At 67.5% G+C, this 16462-nt stretch carries 13 protein-coding genes and 1 pseudogene; 3 read left to right on the forward strand and 11 right to left on the reverse strand.

Annotated elements, in window-relative coordinates; translation table 11 throughout:
- Both G3N64_RS20345 and G3N64_RS20350 read left to right on the forward strand, forming a co-directional pair.
- A pseudogene (locus G3N64_RS20345) lies at window positions 1–298 on the forward strand (MFS transporter); the annotation flags it as partial.
- Window positions 298–474, forward strand: a complete 177-nt coding sequence (locus G3N64_RS20350; RefSeq protein ID WP_205785566.1) for a hypothetical protein — start codon at window positions 298–300, stop codon at window positions 472–474. The pseudogene G3N64_RS20345 and the gene G3N64_RS20350, both read left to right, overlap by 1 nt.
- Window positions 475–489: 15 nt before the next feature.
- On the opposite strand, the gene G3N64_RS20355 is transcribed toward G3N64_RS20350, so the two are convergent.
- From G3N64_RS20355 to G3N64_RS20400, 10 genes are all read right to left on the reverse strand, one after another.
- Window positions 490–1656 carry a glycosyltransferase family 4 protein gene (locus G3N64_RS20355; protein ID WP_205785533.1) on the reverse strand — a complete coding sequence of 389 codons (1167 nt, stop codon included), beginning with the start codon at window positions 1654–1656 and terminating at the stop codon, window positions 490–492.
- A complete protein-coding gene (locus G3N64_RS20360; RefSeq protein WP_205785534.1) occupies window positions 1656–2840 on the reverse strand; it encodes a glycosyltransferase family 4 protein in 1185 nt (394 codons plus the stop codon). The genes G3N64_RS20355 and G3N64_RS20360 overlap by 1 nt, the downstream gene beginning before the upstream one ends.
- A complete protein-coding gene (locus G3N64_RS20365; RefSeq protein ID WP_205785535.1) occupies window positions 2837–4303 on the reverse strand; it encodes a glucose-6-phosphate isomerase in 1467 nt (488 codons plus the stop codon). Before G3N64_RS20365 ends, G3N64_RS20360 begins: the two co-directional genes overlap by 4 nt.
- Before the next feature lie 10 nt (window positions 4304–4313).
- Window positions 4314–5462 carry a glycosyltransferase family 4 protein gene (locus G3N64_RS20370; protein ID WP_205785536.1) on the reverse strand — a complete coding sequence of 383 codons (1149 nt, stop codon included), beginning with the start codon at window positions 5460–5462 and terminating at the stop codon, window positions 4314–4316.
- 126 nt (window positions 5463–5588) lie between these two features.
- Complete coding sequence (locus G3N64_RS20375; protein ID WP_205785537.1) at window positions 5589–6548, reverse strand: glycosyltransferase family 2 protein; 960 nt, start codon at window positions 6546–6548, stop codon at window positions 5589–5591.
- Between the two features lie 64 nt (window positions 6549–6612).
- The gene (locus G3N64_RS20380; RefSeq protein WP_205785538.1) at window positions 6613–8838 is read right to left on the reverse strand and encodes a polysaccharide biosynthesis tyrosine autokinase; all 2226 of its coding nucleotides are present in this window, start codon (window positions 8836–8838) and stop codon (window positions 6613–6615) included.
- A 50-nt stretch (window positions 8839–8888) separates the two neighbouring features.
- On the reverse strand, window positions 8889–10067 hold the full coding sequence (locus G3N64_RS20385; RefSeq protein WP_205785564.1) for a polysaccharide biosynthesis/export family protein: 1179 nt from the start codon (window positions 10065–10067) through the stop codon (window positions 8889–8891).
- Window positions 10061–10504, reverse strand: coding sequence for a low molecular weight protein-tyrosine-phosphatase (locus G3N64_RS20390; protein WP_059583036.1), 444 nt, complete (start codon window positions 10502–10504; stop codon window positions 10061–10063). The genes G3N64_RS20385 and G3N64_RS20390 overlap by 7 nt, the downstream gene beginning before the upstream one ends.
- A gap of 30 nt (window positions 10505–10534) precedes the next feature.
- Window positions 10535–11947, reverse strand: a complete 1413-nt coding sequence (locus G3N64_RS20395; RefSeq protein WP_205785539.1) for a UDP-glucose/GDP-mannose dehydrogenase family protein — start codon at window positions 11945–11947, stop codon at window positions 10535–10537.
- Between the two features lie 73 nt (window positions 11948–12020).
- Complete coding sequence (locus G3N64_RS20400) at window positions 12021–13394, reverse strand: undecaprenyl-phosphate glucose phosphotransferase (protein WP_205785540.1); 1374 nt, start codon at window positions 13392–13394, stop codon at window positions 12021–12023.
- 428 nt (window positions 13395–13822) lie between these two features.
- Here G3N64_RS20400 and G3N64_RS20405 point away from each other — a divergent pair, with 428 nt between their 5' ends.
- Complete coding sequence (locus G3N64_RS20405) at window positions 13823–15349, forward strand: mannose-1-phosphate guanylyltransferase/mannose-6-phosphate isomerase (RefSeq protein ID WP_205785541.1); 1527 nt, start codon at window positions 13823–13825, stop codon at window positions 15347–15349.
- Between the two features lie 120 nt (window positions 15350–15469).
- On the opposite strand, the gene G3N64_RS20410 is transcribed toward G3N64_RS20405, so the two are convergent.
- Window positions 15470–16414 (reverse strand): transposase, encoded by a 945-nt coding sequence (locus tag G3N64_RS20410; protein ID WP_205785542.1) that lies wholly within the window; start codon window positions 16412–16414, stop codon window positions 15470–15472.
- Window positions 16415–16462: the final 48 nt, after the last annotated feature.

Consider the following 16462-nt stretch of genomic DNA (forward strand, 5'->3'; position numbering starts at 1 on the left):
CCCGCTCGCGTTCGGCAATACGTCGATTGCGCTGCTGATCGTCGGCATCGTGCTGCTCGATGTCGGCGGGCAGGCCGTCCACGTCGTCAACCAGAGCATGATTCTCGGCGCGCGGCCCGATGCGCATGCGCGCCTCGTCGGCTGCTACATGCTGTTCTATTCGGCAGGCAGCGGGCTTGGCGCGATTGCGTCGACGATGATGTATGCGCGCGCCGGATGGGCCGGTGTCTGCGTGCTCGGCGCGGTCGTGAGCGTGGCGGCGCTCGGCGTCTGGGCCGCCACGCTCAGGCGCGCGTGATGCGTGCCGGCGCCGCGTATCGGATGGAGAAGGCCGGCCTGCCCTTCGCGGCCGGCCGGTACGCGAACCGGCCGCGCACGCGCGCCGGTTCGGCTTTCGGTTCGGCTTTCGGTTCGGCTTTCGGTTCGGCTTTCGGTTCGGCTTTCGGTTCGGCTTTCGGTTCGGCGCGCAGGTAAGCGCGCCGCGGGCGCTCAGCCTGCCGCCTGGATCGCCTCTTCGTACACACCGGCCACGCGCCGCGCGATCACCGCGTTGTCGAAATGATCGCGCGCATAGCGCTTGCACGCGACCTCGTCGGGCAGCGTGATCGTGCCCGACAGCGCGGCGCCGAGCCCTTCCGCGATCGCATCGGCGCCCGTGGACGGCAGCACGAGATCGTCGGACAGCCCGGCAACCGCCTCCGGCAGCCCGCCGACCGGTGTGACCAGCACGGGCGTGCCGGACGCGAGCGATTCGACGGTGATCAGCCCGAAGCCTTCGAGCGCGACCGTCGGCACGACGCTGACCGTCGCCGCGCGATACAGCGCCGCGAGATGGTTGTCGGGCACGAAGCCGAGCAGCTTCACGTTGTCCTGCAGCCCGGCCGCATCGATGCGCTGCTGCAGTTCCTCGCCGATCTTGCCCTTGCCGGCGATCAGCAGCAGCACGTCCGGGTGACGGTGCTTGAGCAGGCCGATCGCGTCGATCAGGTCCTCCAGCCCCATGCGCCGCACGAGCCGGCGCACGGCCAGCACGATCGGCCGGTCCTGTGGCAGTTGCAGCTTGTGCCGGGCCTCGGCCGGTGTGAGCGGCGTATCGAACTGCGCGGTATCGACGCAGCCGGGAATCACGCGCACGCGTGACGGATCGATCCCGTAGCGGTTCGTCAGGATCTGGCCGAACGCCTGCGACAGCACGATCAGCCGCGACGAACGCGTATAGACGGCCTGTTCGAGATAGCGCTTCGCGCGCTGCCCGAGCGTCGCGGCGCCCTCGACCTGGCTTTCGTCGGCCCACGGCCCCTGGAAGTGCGACACCTGCGGAATTCCGCGCGTAACGTCGAGGCCCGGAAACGTGTACAGCGCGAAGTGCGACGAGATCACGTCCGGCCGCTCGCTGCGGATCTCCTCGCGCAGCGCCCGCCGCGCGGCGAGCATCCGGCGTGCGAGCGACTCCGATGCGGGGCCGAAGCCCTGGATCGCACCGTCCGTGTCGTCGGCGACCTTCGGCGAGCCGGCGACGAGCCCGCGCACCTCGACGCCCGCACCCGGCAGCGCGCCGACGAGCGAGTAGTACATCCGGTCGAGGCCGCCCGCGCGTTCGGGGAACCAGTGCATGCCGATCTGCAACGATTTGATCGGCCGGGAAGAGTGGGACATCACGTTTGCTCCTGCGTGACTGCATGCTCGACCCGCTCGAAAGCGGACGGCTGCGAGGGTTGGCCGATGCGCCGGTAGAGCGCGACATACTGGGCGCCCATATGCGCCCAGCCGAAACGGGTCATCAGTTCGCGGGCGGCGTCGCCCATCGCGCGGCAGGTGTCGCGCGATGCCGCGAGCGAGCCGATCGCCTGCGCGAGCGCCGCCGGATCGTCCGGATCCTCCAGCACGATCCCGCATTCGCGCGTAATGATTTCCGCGCCGCCCGCCGTGCGCGCGGTGACGACCGGCAGCCCGGCCGCCATCGCCTCGAGCAGCGACAGGCTCATCGCCTCGTAGCGCGACGGGAACACGTATGCGTCGACCGAGCGCATCAGCGTCGGCATGTTTTTCACGAGACCGAGGAAATGCACGCGCGAATCGATACCGAGCGCACGCGCCTCCTCCGGATACGGGCTGCCGGGCAGATAGCCGGCCACCGCCAGATGCACGTTCGCCGGCAGCTTCGTCAGCGCCTTCAGCACGGTGCCGAGGTTCTTGCGCGGCGTGCGCAAATCGCCGACGAACAGCAGCAGGAACGCATCGTCCGGCAGCTTGAACGCCGCGCGGTCGGCCTGCGCGCCCGCGAACGCGCTGCCGTCGACGCCGTTGTAGATCACGCTGATCTTGCGGCTGTCGATGCCGAGCCCGGCGATCTCGTCGGCCACCTTCTGCGATACGGCCGTGATCGCGCGCGAGCGCCGGTACGCCCAGCGCTCGAGCGTGGTGTTCACGCGCGTATAGACGTACTGGTAAGCCGACCACAGCCCCTTCGTCGGCCCGAACGGATAGTACGGACTCTTGAACCAGCCGCCGTGCACGAAGTGCGCGGTATTCACGTCGGCCTTGATCCATGAAATGAAGCCGTTCACGTGCAGCACGTCGTATTCGTCGCGATGCGCGCGCAGCCAGGCCGCGCTCTTCAGCGCGAACACCTGCTGCTTGACGAGATTCGACGGCCAGAAACCGCCGACTTTCACGGGCACCCAGCGCACGCGCGGGTCGGCCAGCAGCTCGGGCGCGACATGCGACGCGACCAGCGTGACCTCGTAGTTTTCGGCCAGCGCCGCGCGCGCGATTTCGTAATTGACGCGGCCCTGCCCGTCGTTATGACGCACGACGTGCGTGACGATCGCGATTCTCAATGGTCGCCTCCCCGTAAACGCGCGGCGGCCAGCAGGCGTTGTGCCTTTTGCCAGTGCGCCGCGGAAAGAATCGAAAAAATGGCTGTGAACATCAGCAGGCCGCCCGTGCCGATCAGCGAGTTCGTGAACACGAGCATCGCGAAGGTCGACAGGCACAGGCTCAGGCACGCGCCGACGAACTTGTCCTTGCGCAGCTTGAATGCCGCGCGCAGCGTGCGGCCGAACAGCATCACGACGCCCGAGAGGTACAGCAGCGTGCCGGGCCAACCGAGCACGAACGGCACGTTCATCACGCCGCTGTCGAAGCTGCCGTACTTGCCGAGCTCGCCGCTGTCGCTCGACAGCTTCGTGGATGCGCCCGTCGCGCCCATCCCTTCGCCGGCGACGTCGGTGAACGCCGTCTGCGCGAAGGTGGCGTAGAACTTGTTGCGGTCGTCGTAGCTGCGGTCGTCCTTCAGGTTCGTGATCGACTGCAGGCGCGCGCCGAGACGGTCGGCCACCGGCCCGACGGTCAGCAGCGGTACGCAGAGCCCGACCAGCACGACGCCGCTGATGAGGATCCGCATCCGCACGCGGTTGTTCGACTGCGCGAGCTGGATCGCGAGCGCGATCACCCAGCCGCCCCACGTCGAGCGCACGAGACACAGCGCGAACGACACGAAACCGGCCGCCCCCGCGAACCAGCGGATTTTCTGCGGCGCGGCAAACACGAACACCAGCGCGCCCATGATCGCGAACGCGAACGGCCCCGACGAGTTCATCGTGCTGAACACGCGCACGCCGTACGGCACCGGCTCGCCCTGCGAACCCATGTCGGAACCGATCATCCACAGCACGTCCCACTGCGGCATCACGAAGTACTGCACGACGCCGTACACGCCCATCACGAGCATGCCCCACATGAACGTGGACAGCAGCACGTCGCGGTACTCCGGGTAGTCGCGCGCGTTGACCATGATGTGAAAGCCGATCAGCACCGGGTACACCCAGTTCGCGAGGTCGTAGGTCGCGGCCATCACGCCGCTCGACACGATCCCGACGAGGTACGCATACGCGAGCCCGAACAGCATCAGCAGGATGGGAATCCCGCGCCGCTGCGCGAGCACGCGGTAATGCCGGATCAGCCCGAGGCCGGCGATCATGGTCACCGCGAGCGGCGCGACCTGGATCAGGCTCGTCGGCGTGAACGCGCCCTTCGACCAGTCGGCGAGACGGCGCACTTCAGGGCTCAGGAACCACACCCACCACATGAAGCCGACGTAGCGCGCCGGGCTCTTGAAATACAGCCAGATGCCGACCGCGATGGCCAGCACCGGAAACGCGAGCGTCAGCACCTTGCCCTGGTGAATCGCGATCAGCGCGGCGGTGAACGTCCACAGCCCGGCCTGCCCGACCCAGTGCTTCGGCTCGGGAAGCCACTTGCGGTTGCGCGACGGTGCGCGTTCGGCGGCAATCGTACTCATCGATCCGCTCTCACCGCGACGACGGGTGCGAATCCGCGAGCGGCATCGCCAGGCCCGCGGCCGCCGGCGTCCGGCGCCGGCGCAGCATGTCGCGCGTGATCCGCACATGCTGCTCGGCGAACGCCTGCGTGGTCAGGTCGCGCTCGCGCAGACACGCGGCAGCGGCCCGCGCGCAGCCCAGCGCCGCAACCGGATCGGCCACGAAGCGATCGGCGGCCTGGCGCATCGCCTGCGCGTCGAACGCGGGCACGTAGGCGGCGGTATCGTGCGGGAAGTAGTCGCTGAGCCCGCCGACGTCGGACACGATCATCGGCTTGCCGACGGCTGCCGCCTCGAGCATCACGGTGATGCCCGACGCATGGAAGTTCGGCCGCAGCGGCACGACGATCACGTCGGCCCACGCGTACAGCTCGTGCTGCTTCGCGAGCCCCGACGCCGAACCGATCTTCACGTTCGGCGCATGCCACTCGCGCGGCACGCGGCGCCGCGTCGCGAGCCGCACGTCGTAGCGCGCGTCGCCGCCGAACGCGGCCAGGAACGTGCGCCAGTCGCGGTCGCGGTCGTTGCCGATCGCCGCGATCCGCAGCGGCCGGTTCGGTTGCCATTGCTGCGGCTCGGTGAGCGGGAAGTCCTGCGTGTTCAGCCCGTAGTAGACGAACTCGGCGTCGCGGCCGAGATAGCGGCGGCACAGGTCGGCGTTGTCGCGGGCAAGCGTGGTCAGCGCGTCGGCGCGCGCGATCAGCTTGCGGTACAGCCAGCGGCGCGGGCCGCCGAAGCTGCCCCACTTGTCGAACAGCCACACGCTCTGCGCGAGCAGCAGCGGGCGTTTTCCCGGTGCCCCGGCGAGCTTCAGGACCAGCGAGGCCGCCAGGTGCTCCTGCTCCGTGTGCGTCCAGATCACGTCGGTATTCAGCAGCGCGGCGCGGTTGCGCCACGCATGCACGACGTCGAAGCCGAGCGCCGCCTTCAGCGCGCGGCGCGCGAGGCCGACGACGCGGCTCTCGCCGCCGTCCTGCGAATAGGTCAGCCGGAATTCGTCGGATTCGGCATGGTGGTAGCCGTACAGGCAGCCGATATCCTCGCCTTTCCGGTAGGTACGCGGATCGGCGCCGTAAAACAGGTGAACGTGGACGTTCGTTGCAGCTTTCGTTGCAGTCATGTCAGTCTCCGCCGGGCCGTCCCAAGGAGATTGACCGCCCCCTCGGGGGGCAGCGAACAAAGTGAGCGTGGGGGTCGTTTCATTTCAGCCCTCCGTGGGTGGCCGCGCGCGAGGCGCGCAGGCCGTTCAAGACGTCACCGGCGGCATCGCCGCACGATGGGGGGCAAGGTTCGCGCGGCGGGCATCGCGCGCGCCGCGGCGCACCGCACGCCAGTGCTCGCGGATCCGCTCGCGCTGCGCCGTATGCAGCGACAGCAGCACGTGCGCGAGGCCCGGGTAGACGCGCGTACCGACCAGCGTCCACCACCACCACGCGATCTCGCGCCGGACCGGCGGCAGATGCTCGCGCAGGATCAGGTGCATGTTGTACGCGCCGTTGCTGATCGCGTTCAGCGACGCGGCATCGCGCCGGTCGTCGTCGAAGCGCTCGGCCGGAAAATGATCGACCGCGATCGCCGGGTCGTAGACGAGCTTCCAGCCGTCGCGCTGCACCTGCATGCTGAAACCCATGTCGTTGTGCACCTGCGCACCGGCGCCGCGCAGCCGGGTATCGAAGCGCAGCCGTTCGATCGCGGCGCGGCGGTAGCTCATGTTCGCGCCTTTCAGCATGTCGACTTCGCGCATGCCGCCGACGCCGAGATGATGATTGCCGACGATCTTGCCGGACAGCGTCAGCTGGCCGACGAGCTCGCGCGATTCGTCGAGCACGCGGCCCTTCTCGTGCACCCAGTCGCGCCCGCCGACCGCACCCACGCGCGGATCGGCCTCGAACGCCGACTCGACGCGTGCGAGCCAGTCGGGGTGCGGCGCCGCGTCGTCGTCGGTGATCGCGACGATGTCGCCGTTCGCCGAGTCGAGCCCCTTGTTCAGCGCGGCGACCTGGCCCGGCACGTCGACCGGCACGATGCGCAGCGGCAGCGCGCCGCCGACCGCCGGATCGGCGAGCCGTTCGTGCGTGGCATCGTCCTCCGGGCGCGCGACGACGATCACCTCGTCGGGCAGCCGATGCTGCCGCTGCAGCGCCAGCAGGCAGCGCGCGAGGTCGGCGGGGCGCCGGTAGGTCGGAACGAGCACGGAAATTTTCATCGATGGTTCTCCTGTCGGCCGGGCGGGCAACGCGCGCTGCCCGCCCGGTTACGTGCGATGCGGATCAGGCGCTCAGGTATTCATGCACGGCCGCATAGCCGCGGCCGTAGCCGCGCGCCTTCGGCGGCACGCCGTTGAAGATCCCGCCTTCCAGGTCGACGCCCGCGGTGCGCAGGCGCTTGATCGCGTCGGCGATCTCGCCTTCGGTATGCATGCCCGAGCGCAGCACGAGGAACGTCGAGCCGGCCATGCGGCCGATGATGGTCGCGTCGGTCACCGCCAGCACCGGCGGCGAATCGATCAGCACGACGTCGTAGCGCTTGCCGAGCCCTTCCAGGTATTGCGGCAGGCGCGTCGACATCAGCAGCTCCGACGGGTTCGGCGGGCGCGTGCCGGCCGAGATGAACGACAGGCCCTGCACCGGCGTCTCGCGCACGGCCTCCTCGAGCGCCGACTGGTCGCTCAGCAGCTCGGACAGGCCCGGCTGCGAGGTCAGGCCGAAATAGCGGTCGAGCAGGCCGCGGCGCATGTCGGCGTCGATCAGCAGCACGCGCTTGCCCGAATGCGCGAGCAGCACCGCGAGGTTGACCGTCAGGAAGCTCTTGCCGATGCCGGGCGTCGGGCCCGTCAGCACGATCACGCGGTTCTTCGCATCCATCATCGCGAACTGCATCGCGGTACGCAGGCTGCGCAGGCTCTCGACGCTGAGATCCTTCGGACGCAGGCTCGCGAGGATCGGCCGCGCGCGGCTGCCGCTCTTCTCGGCCTGCGCGTCGAGCTTCACCTGCTCGGCGCTTTGCGGCACCAGCCCGTACAGCGGCAGGTTGAACGCGCGCTCGATGCGGTCGGGATCCTCGATGCCCTGGAACATGTTGCGGCGCAGGAACACGACGCCGGTGCCGAGGATCAGCCCGAGGAACACGGCGGCCGACAGGATCAGCACCTTCTTCGGCTTGACCGGATCGCCCGGACGCAGCGCCGAATCGATGAGGTGGATGTTGCCGCCCGTGCCGGCCTTCTGCACCGACAGCTCCTGCACGCGGTTCAGCAGCAGCACGTAGATGTCCTCGGCGACCTTCGCGTCGCGCTGCAGCTGGACGGCCTTCACTTCGGTGGCCGGCAGGCTGCGGAAGCGGTTGCTGAACTTGTCCTTCTCGCCCTGCAGCTCCGCGAGCTGCTGCTTCGCGGCGATCACCATCGGATGCGAATCGGTGAAGCGCTGCGCGAGCGACGCGAGCTGCAGGCGCTGCGCGGCGATCTGCTGCTCGTACTGCACGCTGCCCTCGAGGTACACCTTCGCCTCGTCGCTGGCGTTGATCGAGCCCGACGTGCGCTGGTACTGCGTCAGCGCGGCTTCCGCGCGCTCGAGGTCGGCCTTCAGGCGCGGCTCCTCGCCCTTCAGGAAGTCGAGCATCTTGGTCGCTTCGGCCTGCTTCGCGACCACGTGCTGGTTCAGGTACGACTGCGCGAGCGCGTTCGCGATCGCGGCGGTCTGGTCCGGGTCCTTGCCTTCGAGCGAGATCTGCACGACGCCCGTCTGCTTGCCCTGCTCGCTCACCTGGATGCCGGTCTGGAAGCCGCTGATCGCGCCGAGATCGTTGTAGCGGACCACGGTGAACTGCGTGCCGGGGCGCGCGATGAGCTTCGACACGAGCAGCGTCACGCCGCCGCCCTGCGCCGATTCGCCGACATGGCCCGACAGCAGCCGCATGCCGTTCTGGTCGACGATCGAATAGGTGCCGTTCGGGCCGGCCGTCAGCGTCAGCTTCTTGCCTTCGAGCGCGGGCACGACATTGATCGAATCGACGTCGGCGACTTCGCCGCCCCACGCATACGACTTCAGGCCGAGCCACGGCCGACCCGGTTCGCCCGGCGTCGCGACGCGCGCGGCGAGGCTGCCGATCACCGGCAGCGTCTTCGGCACGACCGAGAAATTCAGCTTGAACTGCTCGACCACCGGCGCGACCACGCCACGGCTCTTGATGATCTCGATTTCCGCATCGGTCGGGGCCTGCTGCGGGCCGCTGTTGATCATCGCACCCGTCTGCGTCTGCGTAAGCGCCTGCGACGTGTTGTCGTTGCCCTCGACCCGCACGTGCACGTCGGCCTGGTAGACCGGCTTCGCGATGTAGCAGTAGAGGCCGGCGAGCGCGACGACCGTCACCGCGATGCCGAGCAGCAGCCAGATGTCGTCCATGATCACCTGGAGCAACTGGCCGAGGACGACGTCCTCTTCCTCGGTTTTCGCGGTCAGGTCCGCGTAGGAGTGTTTCGCTTGCGTGTTCACCATTCGTTCCCGCTTGAGTGGTGCCGGGGCGGAGGCGCCGCCCCGGCGGGCTATCAGCGCGTGATTTGCCGCATGTAGAAGATCGTCTGGATCGTCGGCAGCACCTGCTGCAGCACACGGTTGAACTGCACCGAGCTGGCCGTGCTGACGTAGACGACGTCGAGCGGCTGAAGCGGGAAGCGGCTCGACAGCATCAGCGCATCGGGCTGCGTCATGTCGAGACGGAACACTTCAGGCTTCGTCGGATTGTCGCGCATGCCGCGCATCACGTAGATCTTGCGCGGGTTCGCGTCGGTGTCGAGGATGCCGCCGCCCGCGGTCAGCGCGTCGGCGATGGTCAGCCGGCCCTTGAGCATCGGCACCGTGACCGGCGTCTTGACCTCGCCCATGATGAACACGCGGCTGTCGCTGCGGTCCGGCACGTTGACGATGTCGCCCGGCTGCAGCATCACGTTCTGCTTCACTTCGCCGCGATCGAGCACGCCGTTCGCGTCGAGCGTGTAGAGCTTGCCGTCGCGCGTCAGGCGCACGCGCTGCAGGTCGGCCTCGTTGGTCGAGCCGCCCGAGCGCGAGATCGCGTCGACGAGCGTCAGCGGCACGTCGCTCACCGCGAGCGGGCCCGGCTGCTTCACCTCGCCGGTCACCTGCACCTTCTGGCTGCGGAACGACAGCACGCGCACGTCGAGCTGCGGATTCTTCACGTAGCGCGACAGCGTGGTGGCCATCTGCTCGCGGATCTGCGCGACCGTCTTGCCGGCCACCTTGATGCGGCCGACGAACGGGAAGAAGATCGTGCCGTCGGCGGCCACCGTCTGGCCGTACGGATCGGCCTGGCCCGGCAGCGCGGTCGTATACGGCTGCTGCAGCGCACCCGCGACCGTCTGCGTCGTGTTGCCGCCGCTCGAGAACGACTGGCCCTGCGGCGTCGTCAGCTCGGGGTGGTCCCACACGGTGACGCCGAGGATGTCCTGCGGGCCGACGCGGTACACGTACTGCGACGGATCGGTGTAACGTCCGGGCGGCAGCGGATGGTCGACCTGCGCTTTCTGCAGCTGGTCCATCACCACTTTGGCGTCGATGTAATGAACCGGATAGGTCTCGGCCGCTTGCTGCCGGCCTTCGTCCTTCAGGTTCGACGAGTCGAGGTAGTTGCCGGGCGCGGTTGCACAGGCTGACAGGAAAGTCGTCAGTGCGACGGCAAGCGCCACCGGGCGCATCGGGCGTTTCAGCATAGTTTCTGTAGCCATCCTTGAACCAGACGTTCGATCAGTGAGTAGCTCTCGCGGTAATCGGCCTCGGGGCCGCCGTGCGGGTCGGCAATCTCGGCCCCTTCCCACTTGCCGAGCAGATGGACCTTGCCGCGCGCGAACGGATCGACCGATTCGACGGCCGCAATCTGTCCGCGCTCGCTGACGAGAATCAGGTCGGCGTCGCGCACGATCCGGCGCGACAGCCGCCGCGAGCGGTGGGTCGTCGCATCGACGCCCCGCTCGGCAAGCAACTGGCGCATCACCGGATCGATGCCGTCGCCGTCGTTCGCATGCACGCCGGCCGAGTGGAACGTCGGGCGCGGGCCGCCGCGCGACGCGGCATGCGACTTGAACAGCATTTCCGCTGCCGGGCTGCGGCAGACGTTCGCGTGGCAGACGATCAGGATGTTCCGGAACATGGCGTCTCTTAACGAGTGACGGAAAACGGGTTACGCGCTCGCGGGCGCGGTGCCCGGCACACGGGCGGCGACGGCCTGGCGCGAGCCCGGCCGGCCGATCGGGTGGTATTCGATGCCCTGCTCGCTCATCGTCTCCGGCTCGTACAGGTTGCGGCCGTCGAAGATCACCGGCGCCTTCCACAGGCGGCCGAGCGCGACGAAGTCGGGGCTCTTGAATGCCTTCCACTCGGTGACGATCACGAGCGCGTCGGCATCGCGCGCGGCCTGCGCCTCGTCGTCGACGAAGGTCAGGCGCGCGAGCCAGCTCGGGTGATCGGCAAGATCGAGCGCGATCACGCGGCGCGCCTCCTCCTGCGCGACCGGGTCGTACGCGGCGACGCGCGCCCCGCGCGACAGCAGCTCGGCGATCAGCTCGCGGCTCGGCGCTTCGCGCATGTCGTCGGTGTTCGGCTTGAACGCGAGGCCCCAGATGGCGAACGTGCGGCCGCTCAGGTCTTCGCCGAAGCGCGCGACGATCTTGTCGGCGAGCACGCGCTTTTGCGTCGCGTTGACCGACGACACGGCCTTCAGGATCTGCAGTGCCTGCCCGTGCTCGTCGGCCGTGCGGATCAGCGCCTCGACGTCCTTCGGGAAGCACGAGCCGCCGTAGCCGCAGCCGGCGTACAGGAAGTGATAGCCGATGCGCGGATCGGAGCCGATCCCGCGGCGCACGGCCTCGATGTCCGCGCCGAAGCGGTCGGCGAGGTTCGCCAGCTCGTTCATGAACGAAATGCGGGTCGCGAGCATCGCGTTCGCCGCGTATTTCGTGAACTCGGCCGAGCGCACGTCCATATACAGCGTGCGTTCGTGGTTGCGGTTGAACGGCGCGTAGAGCTTCTTCATCAGCTCGCGCGCACGCTCGCCCGGCACGTCGTCGTCGCAGCCGATCACGATGCGGTCCGGCCGCGTGAAATCGTCGACCGCCGCGCCTTCCTTCAGGAATTCCGGATTCGACACGACCGAGAACATCTGGTCGGCGCCGCGCTTCGCGAGCTCTTCCGCCACCGCCGCGCGCACGCGCTCGGCCGTGCCGACCGGCACCGTCGACTTGTCGACGATCACCTTGAAGCCCGTCATGGTGCGGCCGATGTTGCGCGCCGCCGCGAGCACGTATTGGAGGTCGGCCGAGCCGTCCTCGTCGGGCGGCGTGCCGACCGCGATGAACTGCACGTCGCCGTGCGCGACCGCGGCCTCGATATCGGTCGAGAAGCGCAGGCGGCCCGCCGAGCGGTTGCGCGCGATCACTTCCTTGAGGCCCGGCTCGTGGATCGGCACGCCGCCGTTGTTCAGGATGTCGATCTTTGCCTGGTCGACGTCGAGACAGAACACGTCGTGCCCGATGTCGGCGAGACATGCGCCGGTGACAAGACCTACGTAACCGCTGCCGATGATAGTTAGATTCATGATGTGTCGGACCTCTTGACCAATGATTCGAAATTCGTAAAACCGGAATGCCTGCGTGGCGCGATCTCGGTACTCAGTACGCGTTGCTGCCGGTGAAGCCTTTCCAGAGCGTCAGCACGACGATCTTGATGTCGAGCCAGAACGACCAGTTCTGCATGTAGTACAGGTCGAGCTTCACGCGTCCCATCATCTTCTCGATCTGGTCGGTCTCGCCGCGAAAGCCGTTGATCTGCGCCCACCCGGTGATGCCCGGCTTGATCCGGTAGCGGAACATGTAGCCCTTGACCAGATCCTTGTAGATGTCGTCGTGTGCGAGCGCATGCGGGCGCGGGCCGACGACCGACATCTCGCCCTTCAGCACGTTGATGAACTGCGGCAGCTCGTCGAGGCTCGTGCGGCGCAGGAACCGGCCGACCGGCGTCACGCGCATGTCGTTCTTCGTGGCCTGCGTCACCTGCCCGGCCACTTCCTGGTGCACCTTCATCGAGCGGAACTTGTAGATCTCGAACTCGTGCCCGTCGATGCCCTTGCGCTTCTGGCGGAAGAACACCGGCCCGCGCGACGTCAGCTTGATCAGGCCGGCGATCAGCACCATCACCGGCGCGAGCGCCGTGAGCGCCGCCAGCGCGAACAGCCGGTCGAACACGAACTTCGGCAGGATCCGCACGTCGGTGATCGGCGACGCCGCGAGGTTGATCGCCGGCACGCCGAGCACCTCGACCACTTCCTGGTTGAAGAACGACAGCGTGCGCACGTCCGGGATGAAGCGGATGTTCACGAAGTCGTGGCGGAACACCGTCACGATCTGGTGAATCCGGCGCTCTTCGGAGACCGGCAGCGTCAGCCACAGCTCGCTGATCGCGCGGCTGCGCACCAGCCACACCAGCGATTCGAACTGCCGCTCGATGCGCACGTCGTCGAGCGCCACTTCGCCCGGCGCTTCGGTTTCGTCGTACACGCACACCGGGTTGAAACCGGCTTCCGGCCGCGCCCGCATCTGCGCGATCAGCCGCCGCGCCGCCGGCGTACCGCCGACGATCGCAACCGCCTTCAGGTTGTAGCCGCCGCGGCGCAGTTGCCGCAGCACGACGTGCACGCAGGCCTTCGAGCCGGCGAGCAGCGCCATCGTCACGAGCGCCCAGTAACCCAGCCACAGCCGCGACAGGTCGCCCGACTGATGAAAGCTGAAGCTCAACAGGATGCCCGCGAGCTCGACCACGAGCCACGCGAACGCGACCCGCCCCACCAGCCCGACGAGACGCTTGCCGCGCCACGACTGGTAGATGCCGAAGGCGGGAAAACACACGACGACGAGCAGGCAATCGAACAGCATCATCGTGCGCTGCAGGTCGTTGAGCCAGATGCTGCCACCGTGCAGCGCGGCGGCGATCAACGCCCCCGTCACGACCATCGCGATATCGATGACTCTCGCCAGCACGCTCAACATGTCCGCTTCCTCTTTGAACAGGCGTTTGCCGAACAGCTCCTTGCGCGACCCGTGCCGCACATTCGATTCAAACGTTGCATGACGCTATTGAAGCGACAAGAAAATTTCTCCTCAAGCGCACAAGTATTTCGAAAAATAATCGGAAATTCTTGCCGCGAAGTTTCTGAATTAATTCGGCACGATTTCCCGAAATGTTCACGAATCTGGAATTTTTCGGAAGCTTTACGATTTCCGCTCACCCTTTGCGGGCGGTAAAGACCAGCCGATTCCCGGATTTATTTTTTATTTTTTTATTTGCACCGGATGCTAGCACGGAAAATTCTTCCTGATGCGGGCCTGGCGAATATCAGCCAATGGCCCCGGTTTTATTGTCGATTTACTTCATGCTACAACGACAGGCACTGACTTCAACCGTGGAGAGTGTCCTCATGAATGCTCCGGCCGTGGCTGCCGAAACGCGCCATTCTTCTTCCGCCGCCCCCGCCGCCGGCACGCGCGTCGCCGTGCAACCGGTGATTCTCGCCGGCGGTTCCGGCACGCGCCTGTGGCCGATGTCGCGCGAACGTTTTCCGAAACAGCTGATCGGGCTGCTCGGCGAACATTCGCTGCTGCAATCGACCGCGCTGCGCCTCGACGGCCTGACGGCCGACCATCCGCTGAACGACGACGTGCTGATCGTATGCGGCGAGGATCACCGCTTCACCACCGCCGAACAGTTGCGCCTGACCGGCAAAGCGGCGTCGATCATGCTCGAGCCGACCGGCCGCGACACCGCGCCCGCGCTGACGCTCGCCGCGCTGCGGCTCGTCGCCGACGGCAACGATGCGGTGATGACCGTGATGCCGGCCGACCATGCGGTCGCCGACCTGCCGCGCTTCCACGCGGCCGTCGCGGCCGGCGTGCACTGCGCGATGCAAGGCAAGATCGCGACAATGGGCATCGTGCCCACGCACGCGGAAACCGGCTACGGCTACATCCGCGTCGGCGCGCCGCTCGGCGACGGCGCGACGGGCAGCCTCGACGTGCGCCGCCTCGACCGTTTCGTCGAGAAGCCGCATCTCGAACTCGCTCAGCAGTACGTCGCATCGGGCGAATACTGGTGGAACAGCGGCATCTTCATCGTCCGCGCCTCGGTCTGGCTGAAGGCGATCCGCCAGCTCGAACCCGCGATCTACGCGGCCTGCGAACAGGCCGTCGCCCAGGGCAAGGCCGATGGCGATTTCTTCCGCGTCGATCGCGACGCATTCGCCGCGTCGCCGTCGAACTCGATCGACTACGCGGTGATGGAGCCGCTCGCGAGCCTGCCGCAACTGTGCGAAAGCGTCGTCGTGCCGCTCGACGCAGGCTGGTCGGACGTCGGCTCGTGGGACGCGATCTGGCAGATCTCGCCGAAGGACGAAGCCGGGAACGTCGGCCGCGGGCACGTGCTGCTCGAAGGCGCGGAATCGACGTTCGCGCATTCGGAAAGCCGGCTCGTCGCCTGCGTCGGCACGCAGAACCTCGTCGTCGTCGAAACCCCCGACGCCGTGCTCGTCGCGGACAAGTCGCGCGTGCAGGACGTGAAGAAAATCGTCGGGCGCATCAAGGCGCAACGCGGCGCGGAAGCGGCCGATCACCGCAAGGTGCATCGCCCGTGGGGCCACTACGACTCGGTCGACATGGGTGAGCGCTTCCAGGTGAAACGCATCGTCGTGAAACCGGGTGCGCGACTGTCGCTGCAGATGCACCACCACCGCGCCGAACACTGGATCGTCGTGCGCGGCACCGCGCGCATCACGCGCGGCGACGAAACGTTCCTGCTGTCCGAAAACGAATCGACGTACATCCCGCTCGGCGTGTCGCACCGCCTGGAGAACCCGGGCAAGATGCCGCTCGAGCTGATCGAAGTGCAGTCGGGCGCGTATCTCGGCGAGGACGACATCGTCCGCTTCGACGATACCTACGGCCGGCAGTAATGCATACACCCGGGGCGCCGCTTCGACAGCGGCGCCCCGGATCGGGCAAGCATGAAAAGACGGGACTTCCGCGCGGGCGTCGTGGCACACGACGGCCCGCGCGTTTCAGCGGGTCGGCGGTCAGCCTACGCGGTACTCGTATTCGCGACGCTCCTGCTGCACCGGATCGTTGCGGCTTTCGGACAGCGCGCCCGCTTGACGCTCGGTGATGAAGCGCTTGATGTCCGACTCCGCACGCGCGAGCGCGGACAGGCCGGCCAGCACCTCGCCTTGCGGCTCGCGCGCCGGCTGGTCGCTCGCGCCATGGCGATCGATCCACTGGCGCGCCCAGTCGAGCGCGAACTGCTCGGCTTCCTCGGCATCGGTGAAGCGCGGGCCGATGAGGCCCGAGCGCTCGACGCGCCGCTCGTCCTGCGAAATCTCGGCCCATGCGCGATACATCAGGTTCTGCACGGGCTGCGCGATGCCGCAGATCGTATAGCCGCGATATTCGTCGACTTGCGGTTCGGCCGCGGCGAAGCTCGCCGACGACGCATGCGCATGGCGCAACTCCACCGCCGGCGCACCCGGCACGACGAACGACACATCGGCCTGGCGGACGGCTTGCGCGTCATCCGGCATGGCCGTCTGCGACGCACCCTCGCCATCCCAAACGTTTGCGTGCGCGACCGGCAATTGCCACGACTCGGGGTTTTGCCAGAACACGCCGCGCAAGCGATCGTTGTCGGGCACGGGCTCGGCACGACGAGCGGGCACGACCGGCACCGGCGGCGGCGGGATATACGCGAACGTGCGCCCGCTGAACTGGGTCAGCACGTCGATCATCTGCAGCAGCGTGCCGGACGCCAGCCACTCCTCGTAACGGCGACGGCACGTCGGCCCGGACGGATAGCGGCCGGGCAGCTTCGACCAGGCTTCCCCGGTCGTCAGAATCCAGAGCACCGCGTTGGCAACGACACGCGGTTCCGCACGTGGACGCCCACGACGGTTCAGCCGGATGGGTTCATCGGCGATCAGCGCTGAAAGACGAAACCACTCTTCATCGTTAAGCTCATCGAAGAACATAGTAGATCTCTCCACGCAGCCAGGCCGGGGCTGCGATTGGCGGCGCCT

Source organism: Burkholderia sp. Ac-20344 (assembly GCF_017104975.1).
Taxonomy (GTDB): domain Bacteria; phylum Pseudomonadota; class Gammaproteobacteria; order Burkholderiales; family Burkholderiaceae; genus Burkholderia.